Annotated in this window: 11 protein-coding genes; all 11 read left to right on the top strand. The window is 46.0% G+C overall.

What is annotated here, in order from left to right; translation table 11 throughout:
* Positions 1 to 1,005 precede the first annotated feature (1,005 nt).
* The 11 genes from VZT47_RS06335 to VZT47_RS06285 all read left to right on the top strand — a co-directional run bounded on the left by VZT47_RS06335 (position 1,006) and on the right by VZT47_RS06285 (position 15,868).
* Positions 1,006 to 2,436 (top strand): SEL1-like repeat protein, encoded by a 1,431-nt coding sequence (locus VZT47_RS06335; RefSeq protein ID WP_330224129.1) that lies wholly within the window; start codon positions 1,006 to 1,008, stop codon positions 2,434 to 2,436.
* 110 nt (positions 2,437 to 2,546) lie between these two features.
* Positions 2,547 to 2,774 (top strand): hypothetical protein, encoded by a 228-nt coding sequence (locus VZT47_RS06330; protein ID WP_330224128.1) that lies wholly within the window; start codon positions 2,547 to 2,549, stop codon positions 2,772 to 2,774.
* Positions 2,775 to 2,803: 29 nt separating this feature from the next.
* Positions 2,804 to 3,415: a hypothetical protein gene (locus tag VZT47_RS06325; RefSeq protein WP_330224127.1), complete on the top strand. Its 612-nt coding sequence runs from the start codon at positions 2,804 to 2,806 to the stop codon at positions 3,413 to 3,415.
* 256 nt (positions 3,416 to 3,671) lie between these two features.
* On the top strand, positions 3,672 to 7,322 hold the full coding sequence (locus VZT47_RS06320; RefSeq protein ID WP_330224126.1) for a dynamin family protein: 3,651 nt from the start codon (positions 3,672 to 3,674) through the stop codon (positions 7,320 to 7,322).
* Complete coding sequence (locus VZT47_RS06315) at positions 7,319 to 9,673, top strand: dynamin family protein (protein ID WP_330224125.1); 2,355 nt, start codon at positions 7,319 to 7,321, stop codon at positions 9,671 to 9,673. The genes VZT47_RS06320 and VZT47_RS06315 overlap by 4 nt, the downstream gene beginning before the upstream one ends.
* Positions 9,674 to 9,699: 26 nt before the next feature.
* Positions 9,700 to 12,129 carry a dynamin family protein gene (locus VZT47_RS06310; protein ID WP_330224124.1) on the top strand — a complete coding sequence of 810 codons (2,430 nt, stop codon included), beginning with the start codon at positions 9,700 to 9,702 and terminating at the stop codon, positions 12,127 to 12,129.
* Positions 12,130 to 12,141: 12 nt separating this feature from the next.
* Entirely contained in the window at positions 12,142 to 13,326 is a 1,185-nt protein-coding gene (locus tag VZT47_RS06305) for a hypothetical protein (protein ID WP_330224123.1), read from the top strand.
* Complete coding sequence (locus tag VZT47_RS06300; RefSeq protein ID WP_330224122.1) at positions 13,323 to 14,414, top strand: hypothetical protein; 1,092 nt, start codon at positions 13,323 to 13,325, stop codon at positions 14,412 to 14,414. Before VZT47_RS06305 ends, VZT47_RS06300 begins: the two co-directional genes overlap by 4 nt.
* A 6-nt stretch (positions 14,415 to 14,420) precedes the next feature.
* A complete protein-coding gene (locus VZT47_RS06295; protein ID WP_330224121.1) occupies positions 14,421 to 14,657 on the top strand; it encodes a hypothetical protein in 237 nt (78 codons plus the stop codon).
* A gap of 57 nt (positions 14,658 to 14,714) precedes the next feature.
* Entirely contained in the window at positions 14,715 to 15,449 is a 735-nt protein-coding gene (locus tag VZT47_RS06290; protein ID WP_330224120.1) for a hypothetical protein, read from the top strand.
* Between the two features lie 44 nt (positions 15,450 to 15,493).
* Positions 15,494 to 15,868, top strand: a complete 375-nt coding sequence (locus VZT47_RS06285; protein ID WP_330224119.1) for a hypothetical protein — start codon at positions 15,494 to 15,496, stop codon at positions 15,866 to 15,868.
* Positions 15,869 to 16,879 lie beyond the last annotated feature (1,011 nt).

Genomic DNA, 16,879 nt, shown 5'->3' with positions numbered 1-16,879 from the left:
TTCCGGAAGGTGACAGATGATGAAGTTCAACAGGCAGTAGACTATATTAACAATAGACCTAGAAAAGGAATGGATTGGATGACTCCAATAGAATTTGTTGAAGAAATGTTGCACTAGACTTGACAATCTGCCCTCCGCGAATGCGGTGGGGGGATGTCAAGCAGGTACATGACGAAAATGAGCTAAAAAGATACAAGCGCAGGGTTCGGCACATGGCACATATAAGGCTAACTGATAAAAGGTACCCGGGACTAATGAGGAAATCGGTAAATGCGAGCCCCCCGAAGTGCAGGGGGCTCCGCGAAGCGGTGGGCAGCGATCAAGTCGAAACGTTTCAAGGCTGTATCAGCGAAAAAAGAACAGCATGATAATCACTATGCTTCCGACAGCTCTTTTCGATGCTGAACTTTATCTTCGCCCCCACACTGACTGCTAAGCATCGGACAATCGCCGCCGGGATTTCATCAGCTGACCAGATCTGAAATCACGATGCGACTACTTTACAGTATGCTGCATCGACATGATTTTACATTCAGTCAGGCATCAGATATCCTTCCCCGCCATTGACTCCTGCCAGGACTAACTGCTAACGGCTAAAAGCTGACTGCTAACGAATCATCCCGTCAATTTCTGACGTCCCCATCTGCTACAATAAGCCAGGATGATGAAAAAGCAGGGGAAAACTTCAAAAAAATATAAAAAAATAGAACGGAGAGTGTGAGTAAATCCCATTTCCCCATGCCCCCTTTCACGCAGGGCATGGTATAATTACAAGTAAGTATCCCAGTAAGGGGGAATGCATGATGACAGAACCAACCCGATGGACAAATGATGAAAATCAGGCCTTGCAGCCTGCTTTATTGTCAACTGCCAAACGGGGGGGTAATGCGCCCAGCCGCCTTGCAAATAATTCCATATCAATCATCCTGACCTGCTTTAGAACCATTACGTCCTGAAGCAGGCTTTTTTATTTCCATTTATGATTCCCACGAAGGATGAACTATCATGAACGAAGATGCACTGACTGAAGAAATTAAACAGCTTTTGGGAGATGAAAAGTATGATGAAGCATATCCCAAACTCTTGAAACTGGCAGAAGAAGGCGATTTGGATGCCCAGGAAACCCTGGGGGATATGTACTTTGTCGGTGAGGGCGTGGACCGGGATTGGCCGAAAGCCATGGAATGGCTTGAAAAGGCAGCCCTGGGAGGAAACCCGGATGCCCAGTGGAAATTGGGGACCTTCTATGAATCCGGTCGTGTTTCCGATCCGGATTACGAAAAGGCTATGGAATGGTATATGAAATCGGCAGAAGCGGATAATCCCAATGGTCAGGAAAATGTAGCGGATATGTATTTCCGTGGCCGGGGTGTAGATGAAGACGATGAAAAAGCCATGGAATGGCTCGAAAAAGCTGCTGCTCAGGACAATCCGGATGCGCAGTTCAAACTGGGTACCTTCTATCAGTATGGACGCGTGGTGGAAAAGGATATCGAAAAAGCCATTGCGTTATATGAAAAGGCTGCGGAGCAGGGAAATGCTGAAGCCCAGATTGCTTTGGGAGACATTTACGCTTTTGGTGATGGAGTAGATATCGATTACAAAAAAGCGCGGGAATGGTACTTGAAAGCCGCTGATCAGGAGAATCCGGAAGGCCAGCGGAGTATGGGCTTCCTTTATGAAAATGGATATGGTGTGGACAAGGACCTCCGCATAGCAAGAGAATGGTATGAAATGGCAGCAGCCCAGGGACATGCAGAAGCGCAGGATAAACTCGGTGATATGTATCGATACGGAGCCGGCGTAGATCAGAATTATGCTGCAGCCTTTGCATGGTATCAGAAAGCAGCAGAACAGGATGACGATGAAGCTCAGGCAAGCCTCGGATGGATGTATTCTAACGGCTATGGCGTTGAAAAGGATCTTCCCAAAGCTTTCGAATGGTATATGAAAGCAGCAGAAGCAGGCAACCCAACTGGAGAATACTCTGTAGGCGCCATGTATGAATGTGGCGCTGGAGTGGAAGAAGATCTGTCCAAAGCCATGGAATGGTATCAAAAGGCAGCCGGGCAGAATTACCCGGATGCACAGACATCCATCGGAGACCTCTACCTTTTTGGAAAAGGCGTGGAACAGGACGATGAAAAAGCCAGAGAATGGTTCGAAAAAGCGGCTGCCCAGGATGACATGGATGCCAAATGGCGTTTGGGAATCCTCTATGAAAACGGATTTGGCGTAGAGAAAGACGAAGAAAAAGCCGCTGACTTTTACAAGGAAGCCGCTGATTCCGATAATCCGGGAGGCCAGTACCACCTGGGCATGCTTTACAAAGAAGGCCTCGGCGTACCGAAAGATCTGGACAAAGCCAGAGAACTCCTTCAGAAAGCAGCTGAAAACGGACAGGAAGATGCCGCGGAAGAACTGAAGAAACTGTAATTTCGATTAAATTTGAATCTCAGGGACCAGTGAATCAGAGGAGAGCGGAAAATATTTCCGCTCTCCTCACTCCCTTACCTGTTTATTTCCCAAAGAAAGAAGGAAACCCAATGTGGACCCTCGTAAACATCAAGCTGAACAGCCCGATGTGGAAAAAATGCGCCTTCTGTAAGTACTGGTACGATCCCACCAATGCCTGCATCCGCCCCAGGTTCCCCAGAACCGGCACCTGGCAATACGACCAGTCCGCCAGAAACATGTGCACAAAGAAAGGCATCGAACGACCCGCCTTCACCAGCTGTCGGGACTTTACAAGCAAAATGGATCAGTACAGATAAATTTAGAAATATTAGGGAGGGAATACGTCATGAACATGGAAATTTCGTCTTTTGGAAAAGATATCGAGATTGTCGCAAAGAAATGTCATCAATTTTCTAATACTTTTCATCAGCTTCGTTTTTGGAATATGGAAAAACCCAATTCGGAATTAGTACTGGATACAAAATTAATGGCTCTTTATCCCGTTGGGGATGAGTACGTCGTTTACACTCAGCCTGGCGATCATGATTATCAGGAATTAGTAAAAAAGCAAACAAGGGATATCAAAGGATTTGAATTTGAGGTTCCTACAGAGGAAGAAATAAAAAGCAGCTTTAGTAAAACCTGGGAAAATCCATATATAGACAGTGGAAGTGGACGGATACGTCTGTTTCCTGCGCAGGGAGAGGCTTATGAGTACATCGACGTTATAGCAATAGAAAACATCTCTGGCAAACTTTGGGAGAAGATTAGAGATGAAGGGGATTGCTCTTATGCTTTGATTCCTATCTGCCGCCTGGATCTGAGCGAAAATGAAGAAACGGACAATCAGTTGGAAAACCTTTTGCGAGTATGCCTGAAATACGGCCTTGTACCGGAAAAAATGCCTTATGATGCGAAAGTAAAACTCAAGGAATTAATAAAACGTTATAAAAAATGAAAGATTTAAAAGTAAGGCCTCTACATATCAAGATCAATGGAAAAGTACTGGCGAAGAATGCAAAGTAGAAAGGAGTCTCCTGTGTACTGAAAGGAGGCTCCTGTGTGGATTGCTGTCAATATTATAAAATTAACAACCTGAATTTGGGAAATATACCTTCCGGAATTTCTGGTAAGATTCCACAGACAGCTGCAGCTGCCTCAGCCTTTATCAACTACAGGGACTTTACAAGCAAAATGGATCAGTACAGATAAATTTGGAAATATTGGGGTGCAAGTCAATGACGAGTATAAAAAATTCTTACCAAAATAAGGAAAACAGAAAAGAAAAAGCCCTGACGACGGACCGCGTTCAGTCAGTCGACCGTTTTTTTGCCCCCGATGATCAGACTGCCAAAGAAGCTGCAACAGCTATTGATGAAAAATTACGCGATATGGCAAATCGCATTTTCGGGAAGCCGTTTGCGAAATCACGTTACTGGAAGATAGATGGAAATGATGGCTCAGTCATTGATACAAGTCTCTCCACGCCTATTATAAATAGAGATTATAAAGAATCATATTATCAGAATAATACCGTTAATGATATAGAGCGCGCACTTCGGGTATTTTTGAAATGGGAAATGATTCCTGGAGATTTATCGTTAAAAGATAAGGTAGCGTTCAGGCGGCTGATTGATTCCACCCTTGGCGAGGATCGGTTAGATCATTCTGTAAAAACAGGCTTAAAAGAAATTGTAAAACAGTGTCAGTCGAGTCCTTTTTCCCGGGAATCTTTTTGGTTTATAGAGGGAAAGGATTTGGGGCTGAACACCAATCTGCTGGCCCTTTATCCGATTGGAGATCAGTATATTATTTATGGGCCAAAACGCGGAATCGATCAGATGGAGAAATCGATAAAAGAAATAATGCGTTTTGGCGGATTTAAATTTGAGACTCCGGATTGGGAAGAATTGGTATTCAGTTTCGTCAATTATGGTTATATCCCATATGCTTCTTCCTATATTTTAAGTATAGAAAACAGTTTGGGTAACGAAATCGGGGTATTCCACTGTAGAAAAGGAAATGTTGCCGAGTCTCATTTAAATAAGGACATACTGTTACATGTCTCTCCTAAACTTTTCCGAAAGCTTACCTCTGCCGGCTTACCGAATTTTGCTCTTATTCCTATTTGCAGGCTAGTTAAACGCAATAAAAGGAATGAATTGGTGCATTCCCTCGAAAAAGCTCTTTTGTTATGTATGGAGCATGGCCTAGTCCCGGAAGCAATGCCTGATCCGGTGAAACAGGAATTCAGAGATCTGATTAGACGTTATGAGGAAACAAAAAAGAAAAAACCGGAATCTTTGAAGGCCAAAGCTCCGGGGAAAAGATTATTGTCTGAAAAGGAAATAAAGCAGAGCGAAGTTTCCGAAGGAATTCAATCAGAAGCCGCAGTCAAACGAACCAAAAAGGGAAGCGATCGGAAGACTGTAAAAAATGCAGCAGAAAAAGTAGATCGCTCTGACGTTGCTCAAAACGGGGCAAAGGAAGGCCCGATCATTGAGCATACAGGCAAAAGTAGTATTTCCTTAAAAATGAAAAAGCCCAAAAAGAAAATGGAAGAGCAGAAGGAAACAGGTGTAAAAATGCAGGATGAATCATTGGAAATGAAAAAGGAAAGGCAGTATGTGGAGTTCTGGAAGAAGGCTCTTGATCAGTTAAAAAAGTTGACTGACGAAGCCCATCTGGACGGGTATTATGATCCGATATTTAAACAATTGGCAAATCGCCTGACGGATAATGAATTCCGTCTGGCTGTTGTGGGCCAGTTCAGTTCCGGTAAATCCACATTTATTAATGCCATTATCGGGAAGGATATCCTGTCTCATGCGCTGGATGAAACGACGGCAGCCATTACAAGGATTATCAATGTAAAAGCGGATGATCCGCGGGCCAATACCGGCATCATACGTTTCCAGAATGGGACGGAGAAGAAGCTTGATGATTTTTCTCAGCTAAAAACATATACAACCAAATCCAGTACGACTTATGAAGTTGCCAAAGAAATCAGGCTTGTGGAGCTTTATGTTCCTTTTATCCCTGATGGTACACCTCTTATTCTCGTCGATACCCCAGGGTTGAATGGGACTTCTGGCCTCGAAACCATTACGAATGATCTGGTCCGTGAAGCAAATGCCTGCATTTATCTCTTCCAGGCAAGAGGCCTCTCGGAAAAAGATCTGGATTATTTGAAGTTTATCAGGGATTACCAGCACAGTTTTATTTTCGTGCAGGGCTTTATGGATGATATTCATTCCTCAGAAGGAGAGACACCGGAGTCCAAACTGAAAAAACTGAAGGAGAGTCTTCAGCAGAATGTCTTTGGCGAAAAGAATACGAATTACTGGAAAGTATGCGGAGTATCCGCACTTCAGGAACTGGCAGGTAAGGATGCAGGTATTACCCGCCTGTATCAGAATGCTGATCATGATCTTACGACCGAAGAAAGGCTGCAGCTCAGGAAATCATCAGGCTTTTCTTCATTCCGCGACATCCTCAGCAAAGATTTCAGCGGAGATAAACTGATTCAGATCAAGTATCGGGATACCGCGGAAGCTGTTTGCAGCCTGGCACGGGAAATCAGGGACCTGGTTCACGGTAAACTTGAAAAGAAAGAGAAGGCTTGGGAAATGAGCCAGGAGGCCCAGAATCTGAAAAACCTGACCGAGCGTAAGAATGGACTCGAAAAAGCTAAAAAGGAGCAAGAAGAAGCTCTTAGCGGATGCGTAGAAAATGTATGCGATAAGATTCTGGAAGTCTGCAATGATCAAATGGCCAAGTGGGCAGAACAATGCGTAAATAAGCAGAAGGAAAGAATTGATCAGTTAAGTACACTGGATTCGGTAAAGGCTTATCAGAAGGAAGTTCCGATTATTCTGAAACGGGAAATCGATGGATGGTCGCTGACTATAGACCGGTATGTGGGACAGTCCTTCCAGGAACTCCATTCTCTTATTCTTAACCGGATTGAAAGGTATACTTCACAGAATCTGGAAGCCCTTCAAAGCAATATGCCTATCCGGACAGCCCGGATCACTTTGCCGGAGCAGGCTTTTTCCATGGATTGGTCTGGTATGAAATGGATACAGGATCAAATTGATGCAAAACAAAGAGAAATAGATAGAGCAGAGAGCGCATGGGAGAGCAGCCAGGGTAAAGTGTGGAGTTATGAGTCTAATCAAAGGTCTATAAAATCCCAGTTAGATGATATAGGGGCTATTGAAAGGGCACGGCTTGCTCGCCTGGGAGGCCGGCCGGATCCGAAAGAAGTATGGCATGATTCACATAAAAAATGGTATCAGTTCTGGAAGTCTTCAGGATATTGGTCAACGGATGACAGCAATGTAAAGGAATGGGAAAACGAAAGAACACGTATTCATAATGAAAGAGTTCAAGAGGAAACGAGGCTTAAAAATCAGCTTAGGGAAGTCAATCGCGAATTAGGGAATGCCCGTTACTCTGTTAGAGAGAATAAAGACAGAAAAGAACAGCTTGAGGAAGAGAGAACAAGGCTCTATAGACAACTAAACTCGAAAAAAGCATTATATGAAAAAGAGGAACGAGTGGCTAAGAAAAATTATCTGAATAATTGTAGAAATACGATTCGGGAGAGTATCGCAGCCTACTTCAATGATGAATCCTCCGGGCAGATTAGAAAGATGATGGATTACCTGAAGGGCGAGATTAAGGAGGAAGAAAAGGCACAGACGGAAGAAGCTCTGAAACTTTATCGTAAGGTTCTGGATGATGAAATCCGGGATATCGGTACCAGTGCAGATAACCTGAAAAAGCAGGTCAATGCAATCAAAGCTCAAAAAGAATCGATAACGGCCCTGGTCAAAGAAATGGAGGCTGGTTTGGCATGAATCAGTATCAGCAGGAATATGCAAATCGTAAAAAGCGGATTCTGGAATTGATTGAGCAGACGATTCAATACATGAAGGATATTGAAAAGAATGAAACTGTTTCAGAAGAAGAAAAGAAGGAAGCAGCCGGTCATGCGGAGGCTTTGTCGGAATTAAAGAAAAATGTGGAAAATCAGCTTTTCAGTATCGTCCTGATTGGTGAATTCAGTGCAGGAAAATCTTCATTCCTGAATGCCATGATGGGGCAGAAAATCCTGCCATCCTGGTCTGATGAAACCACAGCGACTGTCAATTTCCTGCGGTCCAAAGATCGTGCGCCAAACGGGGAAGCAGGAATCGTTTACTACAAGGATGGGACTACGGAAAAGCTGGATCATCTCGACAGCAAAACGTTGAAGGATTATGTCAGCACACAAGGTAAAAACGGTACGGGAATTACAAAGCTGGTAGAGCGGGTTGACCTGTTCCTGGATAATAAGTTTCTGAAGGATGGGGTCATGCTCGTTGACAGCCCAGGTCTGAATGGCGTAGCTGAAGGATTGGCGGATATTACTGAAAGACAGATGGAACAGTCCCATGCCAGTATTTTCATGTTTTCCTCCGATCACCCGGGATCCAAGTCAGATTTCCAGTATTTAAATGAACTGAAGGGGAAATGCCCGCGCATTTTTATCCTGCTTAACAAAATTGATCTTATTCAGGACTCTGAAAACGAAACTCCGGAAGAAATGGTACAGAAGCTGAAAAACAAGTATCATGAATTTTTCCCTGACGAAGAGCTGCCGGAAATTTATCCGATTTCTGCAAGGTTTGCTCTTTGGGCAAGAGATCCGGAACATTCGGATAAGCAAGGCAATAAATCATCAGAACAGCTTGAAAAGGAATCTCGCTTTGGCCTTTTTGAAAACCGTTTGTGGCGTTACCTGACGCAGGGGGAACGGACAAAGGATCAAATGCTGCTGCCTGTACAGAAAATTGCCATGCAGCTGAAACAGGAGAAAAAAGTCAATGATGGTCTGATAGAGCTGCTTCAAAAGACAACGAGCCCGGCGGAAATCAATGACAAGAAAGAAAAACTGGAAGATGCCATCCATGTACTGAAGAAAAAAGAAAGTGAACAGGCAAAGACAATAAATGGCGATGTCAGGAATGCCATGGACGATTTGGAGAAGCAGCTGACACATCGGCTGACCCAGCTGGGAGAACGGATGAAGAATCGGGCTGATGATTATGATTCCCCGGATGAGGTCTATGCGTATGCACAGGATCTTCCTGACCAGCTGCGGCAGAATGCAAATCGTTTGGGCAGAGAATTTGCTGGGGATCTGCGCAAAAAAATGATAGAAGTGGCAGAATTGTACTGCACCGATCAATTGAGGGAAGCCTATGATTCCCTGAAGGGAATTCCCGGACTTACCCTTCAGATGGAAGTGCCTTCTATTTCCATTACGGAAGCCGTCATCGGCAAGAATCTGGAAAAAATAAATCAGGAACTGGAAGCGAAAGAAAAGGAATATGAAAGACTCTACGATGAAAAAGATCAGACCGAATTGAGTGCTGCCAAAGCCAGAAAAAAGGAACGGCAGATTGAAAGCCTCAAAGAGGAGCTGAATCAAAGACGTCGGGATTTGAGAAATTACGAAATTAATTTCAATCCCCGGGAAGTACAGACGAATGTAGAAACGAGGCATGGCTTCAGGGACCGGAGAGGGATTGTCGGATCTATTGCCCAGCTGCTTTTGGGTCAGAAAGAATATACGGAAGACGTCACTGTAAAAGACAGCACGGCTCATGATGAAGATGTAAGGACTAAAGAAGAAAATATAAAAGAGATGAAAGCAGGCATCAAAGAGGTCGAGACCCAGAAAAATGAAATAGATACCGATTTCATCGATAGTGATACCCTGTCTATCAAAGCAGGACAAATCGACCGGCGTATCAGGGAACTGGAAGGAAATCTGCAGAGATACAGAGAGAACGCAACCAAACAGCTTCAGGAAGAAGCTGACAGGGCAAACAGGAAACTGCGCAGGGATATCGGCGATTATGTGGATGATACGATTCTCATTCTGAAAAGGACCATGGAAGAAGGTTTGGAAAATCAGAAGGAGAACTATATTTCTGCAGTCCGTGCCCTGGCTGTCACGACGATTCATAAAGAACTGGAAGAAAAACAGGGCAGGCTCAATAGTTTGATTGCAGCTATGGAGGCTTCTGATAAGGAACGGGATCAGAAGCTTCAAGGAGCTGAAGGAAGAAATAAGATACTGACAGACCTGCTTCAGAAGGAAGCTGCTATTGAAACCGAATTGAAGCAGATTAAGCCTGATACGATCGAGAACAAAAAGTAATTCCTTAAGAAAGGATGAATGGACAGATGACGGATGAAATATTTACTGCGCTCGCACAAAGCGCTGCTGAATTGAAACGGATGGATCTGGCCGAAGATGTCTGGGCCGTCAAGGAACGATATGACCGGGGAATGTATTGTATCGCTCTGATTGGACAGTTTTCTGCCGGCAAAAGCTCCCTTCTGAATAATATCCTGGGACGGGATATCCTTCCCCATGGAAGACAGGAAACGACTGCGGTGCTGACGTTTATCAGCGGAACGCAGGAAGGGGAGGAAGAAGGTGCGCAGCTTCATTATAAGAATGGAGAAAGCCGCCCCCTCTCGCTGGAAGAAATCAAAAATATCTCCCAGCAGGATTCTATAGATGACTGGAATCTGGAGGATGCATACAGTTTGGATATTCATCTCGATGCGCCTCTCCTGAAAAAAGGTCTGGTACTCCTTGATACTCCCGGCGTCAATACGATGATTGAAAGACATGAACTGCTGCTTGCCTATGCTCTTAAAGCTTCCTCTCATGTGATTTACGTTTCCCAGGGAGCTCCCAGCAGTGTGGATATCGAAAAACTTTTGATGCTGCAGGATATGGGGATTCCGGTTTCCTACGTCCGCACCCATTTTGACGAAATCCAGTCCTCCGAAGAAAATCCGACGGAAACCATGGAGAAAGACAGAGTAACGCTGAGCGATTGCGGCGTTCATCTGAAGGAAGGAGAACTTTTTCATATTTCCAATCTTCCGGATTCCCCCTGGTTTGGCAATATCAACGGCATCCGGACATTCCTGACGCAGAAAGGCGAAGATGTAAAAGTTTCTATGGAAGAAGATACCAGCCAGAGACTGAATGCGGTGGTTTCTATAATCCTTCCGAAAATGGAGGATGTGTATCAGACTCTTCAGGCTCGGGCCCATAATGATGCCGAGGCATTAACCATGCGCCGCCAGAAACTGGAAGATGGAATTTCCGGCTTGGAACAGTCTCTGGAAAGACACCAGAAGGAACTGGAAAAAGAAATTCAATCTGCCCGTCACGAGTTTGATACGGAATTGCGGAATGCTGTCCGGAAATCTGTGGATCAGCTTAGTTGCAGACTTAATCATGGGGATACTTTGCTCAGTCCGGCTGAAGTGCAGAATTTTATGCAGCTGGAATGGAAAAATGCATTAAATGATATCCAGCGGCATATGAATTCTACCTTGAATCCTGTGCTGGAGACGATTAACGGCAGTATGCCGGTCCCGGATGAATCATTATCGATAGAGGATATGCCTGAAGCAGAGAGCTATGAAGAAGTCGTTCAAACCCAGGACGCAGCCTGTGAGAGACTGAAAGAACTTCTGGAAAATATCCACACACAGCAGCAGGCATTGTCTCAGGATACGGTGGATTTAAGCAGTAAAAAAGCAGAACTGGAAGAGCGGGAGAATGCTTTGCAGGAGGCTATACGTGCCTATGATGCAAGAGACCCCTATGTTCCAAGAAAGATTATGGTCAGCCCCGGAAGTACGACCGGAAGCCAGATCGGAAAAGGGGTAGGCGCAGTTCTGGATTTGGCTATGCTCTTCCTTCCCACTCCGGCAGGAAAAGCAGGGGCTGCCGCAAAAGCAGGAAAGGCAGTCGGAAAAGCGGCAAAATCCGTTGCAGCGACACATAAAGCGCTTCGTGTCGGACAAAAAGTCGTTAAAGGAACGAATGTGGCAAAAGTTCTGCTTAAACTGGAAAAGAATGCAAAACTTGGCAGACAGATTTCAAAAGCAGCCAAGGCTGCAAAGAAAACAGCCAATACGGTCCTCACTGCAGAGAATATCAGTAAACATGCCAAAGAGGCTGCAGAAACCATCAATACGATGAAGGAAATTGCCCGGAAATCAGAGGACCCGAGTATTCTCGATTACCTTACCCTGGAATACTGGGGTGAGAAAGTGGGGTCCTGCTTTGATGAACCTCCCCGGTATGATATTGACAGGGCATACGAGGCCGAATATCAGGCTGAAAAAAGAAAGCTTGAAGAGGAGAAAAAACGGGCAGCTGAAGAAAGATTCCGGCGTGAAGAGGAATATGGTCTCCTGAAAAGCAGGGAAGAAAAAAGACAGAGAAGGCTTGAGCTTCTGAAAGAGGAAGAAAAAAATGCCCGCAATGAACTCCTCAAAAGGGAGGATTCCATCAGAAGGGCAGCGGCCAGAGAAGCCAGAGACAAGTGGTATAAGAGCTGTATCACTTATTATGAAAGCCGGCTTAGTGAAGTAATCAGTGATTTTGGCAAAGCCTATCTTTCAGAAATGCCCAAACGGTTACAGCAGTATCAGGCGCAAAGGTTCCGCCTTTTCTACGAGCGGATCCGTCAGCAGAAAGAGGCTCTCGAATCACTGGATTCTGCATCTCCCGATGAAATCAGGGCAAGAGCAGAGAAAATCTGCATGCTGGTGGAGAAGCTTAAGGCTATTCAGGCATAGGGGGAATGATGCATGGGAAAGCCCTTTGAATTTCCTGTTTCTACCCATTGGATTATGGCAGGAGAAAGAAATGCGGCAGATTTCATCCTGAAATCTCTCCTGCCGGTGCATCCGGAATTTGCCGTCCCGGATTTGAACACTACAGAAGAAAAGATCCGTGTCCGTTATGGAAGAACGGCACATATAGTCAAAGAGGCTGATGGAAGACTGATCTATACGCCATTTCTTCCCTATGAAATGGAATTGATTTTTCCGGAGCAGATGGAACGCTTTGATTTTTATGAACCTGAAGCGGATTATTATAAGGAATACAGGGAATCCGGCCGGTTCTGTATCTGTGATGGTCCGCCTTTTCAGGAACAGAGTATCCGGGATATGGCAGAGGATGCCAGGCAAATAATGGGGTGGACTGTCCTTATGATTCTGTATAATCCGCCAATGGCTGTTGCTGCAACGGATATAGAATCGCCTGAGGCGTCACTGAAACGGGCAAAAAAGAGTTTACAGGAGAGAAAAATACCATTTTTGTGCATTCAGAATCAGAATGATGTCAGTGGTTTATTCTCGACGCATCCTGGCGGTACGGGAAATTTATTTGGCTTTTCTTACTGGCATCAGTACATACAACAGGAACTGCAGCATATGGAGGAATGGGTCCAAAGTGCTGAAAAAGATGAGAAACACAGCTTCATGGCTGAAAATGCGGATTTCCTGCAGGGTGCTGATGGGCTTGGGCTTACAGTACGCCAGCGGATTACTGATTTTGACACCGTCAATCGTCAAAACGATTCATCTTTATGGGACCGATATAAATCAGCCGGCCGGGATTATCTGAAGAATTCGTCTAAGGGCTTTGATCCGTTCGTCAAATGCTTTGAAGAACAGATGGATACACCTGTCGTTACCAATCAAAAGGAACTGGTCAACGCGTTCAGGAAAGAACTGGAAGCCCGTTATGACAAATATATGCAGATGCCTTCCGGATTATCCGAGGCCTGGTCACGGCTTCGCATAGAAAATGACATGGATTATAAAAATGTCATCGCAAACCAGCAGCATAAGCTGAACAAAATAGATATGAAATTTTTGGAAAAGTATCAGTCCTTTTGTGAAAAAGAGTGCTATCGGGTTTTATTTGATAGCATCCATGCCATTCATGATGAGCTGGCTAAAAGAGAGAGGAGTAGTCGTATATGAGTTCTGAAATCAGAATTTCCTGTATTTTTGCACTGGCCGGACTGGCTATCCTGGGAAGTATGCAGAACTATCCCTATGCATTTCCCGGAGCCGTCTGCTGCCTGCTCATTGCGGCGATTCTTGTTTGGCAGGAACTGGGTTGCCGGAATACCAATGCGGTTGAAGGAAAAGCTTTCAATGATAAGCTGTCGGCTGCTTTGGAAGAAAGCCTTAAGACGGGGCAGGCACAGAATGAGCTGCTGAAACAGTGTATAGCCCAGATGAATGATCAAAATCAGAAGGTGGATGGAAACCAGGGTAAGCTGCTTGAAGCCCTGTATACCATTCAGGCCGGGCAGTCCTCCATGGGGAATACGGTGAATGAAAAACTGGATCATCTGCATGAAGATTTTTGCAATACGCAAACTGCTCTTGGAAATATTCAGGAAAAACAGGCTTCCAGCGTCCAGGCCCTGAATGAAAAGCTGGGTGAATTGATTACTACAGTTAAGGATGTGCATTCCATATTGGCAGAAATTAAGGAGTCTCAGACTGCTAATGGTACAGAACTGGGTGAAAAACTGGATGATTTGCATAAAGATTTCGGTCATGCACAATCCGCTTTGGACGATATCAAGAATGAACAGTCCAACAATGATAAGACAATTAATGAAAATATTAACAAACTTCATGCTGTACTCGATGAGCAAAAGAAAAGCCTTGAATTCCTGGGGAACATCGATGATGATCTCCGGCCAATGTATAAGTTCTTCCAGTCTGCCGGCGAAGGGATCAATGCGCAGAGCATTCAGGATGAATTAACGCAGGCAAATAAATATCAGAAAGTAATTCGTGAAAATACAGAAAATCTTGATATGCTGAAAAGTATAAAAACGCAAATCGAGGACTCTTCCGATTCCCTGCAGAACTTGTCTTCCATTCCGAAAAATTTGGAGAATTTCGTAAATGTAATTCAGGCAGAAAATCAGAAAGCAGGCAAAGCTCAGCAGGGTACATTGGATGCATTAAACAAGGCTTTGGATCAGAGCAGAACTCTGACAACTGAAGATGCAAAAATCCTATCTAAGATTCTGCAGAATGTGAAGTGATCCGGTATGAGCGATTTCGAACTCAGTATGAAAGCTGTACATGATTATCTGGACTTTTTGGAGAAGAACTATCTTGGAAGCAGGGTTATTTCAATGATTCTGAGCGATAATGTCATCACAAGAAAAAACGTTAGGATGATTGAAGCTGTTTACCAGACTGCCAAAGACTCCCTGCAGGCCGGAATGCCCAGGCGGGCTTTTCATTATGCTTTACTGCTGGAAAATCTTCTGAAAAATGTATAAGATGAATGAAGGAATTTGATTACCTGAAAACAGTGGCATGCAAAAGGAGTCTTTGTTATGGCGGATCGTATTTCTTTTGATTCTGTGCTGGATATGGCGCAGGGGCTGCCGGGGGCTATTGTGGACCGGGAGGTTTTTCTTCGGGAGACTTTGGGGAAGAGGTGCGATTCGTGCCAGGTGGAGGATGCGATCCGGGGAAATCCCGCGCGGGCAGGGATTTCGCGGGATGTGATCGATGAGCTGGCGGAATCCTGTATTTCTTCGGAACGGATGAGAAGTACTGTACTTTCGGCGGCGGCAGGAATTCCCGGGGGTCTGACCATGATTCCGGCTATGATGGCGGATGGGGTGCAGACTTTTGCTCATGCCATGCGGCTTGCCCAGATGCTGGCTTACCTGTATGGCTGGAGCAGTCTTTATGAGGGAAAGGTGCTGCAGGAGGAGGGCAAGATGAAACTGGCCCTTTTCCTGGGCGTCATGTTTGGGGTTTCCCAGGCAAATAAGGCCATCGTGGAAATCATGAAACAGGTGGCGGAGCATTGTGAGAAGGCATTGATCGAGCAGGCTCTGACGAAGGGGGCTCTGTATCCGATCGTGAAGCAGGCTCTGAAAGTCCTGGGAGTGCAGATCAATAAGCAGCTTTTCAGCAAAACCGTAGCGAAGGCGATTCCTCTTCTGGGAGCGGTCCTCTCGGGTGGAATTACGTATGTCACTATGGGGACTATGGCGGAAAGTCTGCAGAAGGAGCTTCGGAAGCATTACAAGGTTTTCGGGACCACCATCGATGCGTGAGGTCTCTTTGATTTCTATTTCCAATATACCAGTGAGGTGGAACCATGTCAGAAGTGAAGAAGGCGAATTTCTCGGACAGTGCGGAGATTGAGGAAATGGACGGGGATCTGGTCATTTCCTGGTCCGAGGGGATTTTGAACCGTCAGGAGCTGAGCGTCCGGAATGATCTCATCCAGTGGTCGCGGATTACGGAGGAGAATAAGCAGAAAATCGGGGCTACCCTCGGCTGGGGCGCCCTGGGAGCCATCCTGCTCGGACCTCTCGGATTTGCCTTGGGCGCATTCTTTGGGGGACGGAAGAAATATATCTATGTGGCCGCTTCTTTTGTAGGTGATAAGAAATGCGTGCTGGAACTTACTCCCGATGATTATAATCTGCTCTTTACCATAGCTCCTACGCCGGAGACGGTGGTGAAATAGCCGTTTCGTCATTTGGCTGAAAATCAATGAAAAACTGCGGCTGTAAGCGAAAAGTTATCAGTTCGCAGTGAAGGTGGCGCCTTTTGAAATAAGGGGCGCCATTTTTTATGTGGCTTGCATGGAAGTTCCGGGTTTCGAGAATTCCCTCAGCGGCCTTCGGCCGCCGGGATTCCATCCCTTGCCCTTTCAGGCCCTTCGGGCCAGCTTCCCCGGGGGGAAGCCTGCTCGCTGGACTTTTTCCTCATATGCGTCTTGCATGGGTAGTGCAGGGTAAACATTAATCATCCCATCCGCCCTGCGGGCACCTTCCCTATCCAGGGAAGGTTGACCATCTGGCGGCCTTCGGCCGCCGGGATCCTATTCCTTGCCCTTTCAGGCCCTTTGGGCCAGCTTCCCGGGGGGGGGAAGCCAATTCGCGGGGCTTTTTCCTCATATACGTCTTGCATGGGTAGTGCAGGATAAACATTAATCATCCTATCCGCCCTGCGGGCACCTTCCCTATCCAGGGAAGGTTGACCATCAGGCGGCCTGTGGCCGCCGGGATTACTTTCCCTGCCCTTTCAGGCCCTTCGGGCCAGCTTCCCCGGGGGGAAGCCTGCTCGCGGGACTTTTTCCTCATATACGTCTTGCATGGGTAGTGCAGGGCAAACATTAATCATCCCATCCGCCCTGCGGGCACCTTCCCTATCCAGGGAAGGTTGACCATCAGGCGGCCTGTGGCCGCCGGGATCCTATTCCTTGCCCTTTCAGGCCCTTTGGGCCAGCTTCCCCGGGGGGAAGCCTGCTCGCGGGACTTTTTCCTCATATGCGTCTTGCATGGGTAGTGCAGGGTAAACATTAATCATCCCATCCGCCCCTGCGGGGCACCTTCCCTATCCAGGGAAGGTTGACCATCTGGCGGCCTTCGGCCGCCGGGATTACTTTCCCTGCCCTTTCAGGCCCTTCGGGCCAGCTTCCCCGGGGGGAAGCCTGCTCGCGGACCGATTGTCACATTTTCCCAGAGAATGTTTC

Source organism: Dialister sp., assembly GCF_036343215.1.
Lineage (GTDB): Bacteria > Bacillota > Negativicutes > Veillonellales > Dialisteraceae > Dialister.
This window is presented reverse-complemented; position numbering and strand designations above follow the sequence as displayed.

Coding starts and splice junctions, on each gene's coding strand:
- VZT47_RS06315 (WP_330224125.1), top strand. CDS start 7,319: ATGAATCAGTATCAGCAGGAATATGCAAATCGTAAAAAGCGGATTCTG.
- VZT47_RS06290 (WP_330224120.1), top strand. CDS start 14,715: ATGGCGGATCGTATTTCTTTTGATTCTGTGCTGGATATGGCGCAGGGG.
- VZT47_RS06295 (WP_330224121.1), top strand. CDS start 14,421: ATGAGCGATTTCGAACTCAGTATGAAAGCTGTACATGATTATCTGGAC.
- VZT47_RS06310 (WP_330224124.1), top strand. CDS start 9,700: ATGACGGATGAAATATTTACTGCGCTCGCACAAAGCGCTGCTGAATTG.
- VZT47_RS06305 (WP_330224123.1), top strand. CDS start 12,142: ATGGGAAAGCCCTTTGAATTTCCTGTTTCTACCCATTGGATTATGGCA.
- VZT47_RS06325 (WP_330224127.1), top strand. CDS start 2,804: ATGAACATGGAAATTTCGTCTTTTGGAAAAGATATCGAGATTGTCGCA.
- VZT47_RS06335 (WP_330224129.1), top strand. CDS start 1,006: ATGAACGAAGATGCACTGACTGAAGAAATTAAACAGCTTTTGGGAGAT.
- VZT47_RS06300 (WP_330224122.1), top strand. CDS start 13,323: ATGAGTTCTGAAATCAGAATTTCCTGTATTTTTGCACTGGCCGGACTG.
- VZT47_RS06330 (WP_330224128.1), top strand. CDS start 2,547: ATGTGGACCCTCGTAAACATCAAGCTGAACAGCCCGATGTGGAAAAAA.
- VZT47_RS06285 (WP_330224119.1), top strand. CDS start 15,494: ATGTCAGAAGTGAAGAAGGCGAATTTCTCGGACAGTGCGGAGATTGAG.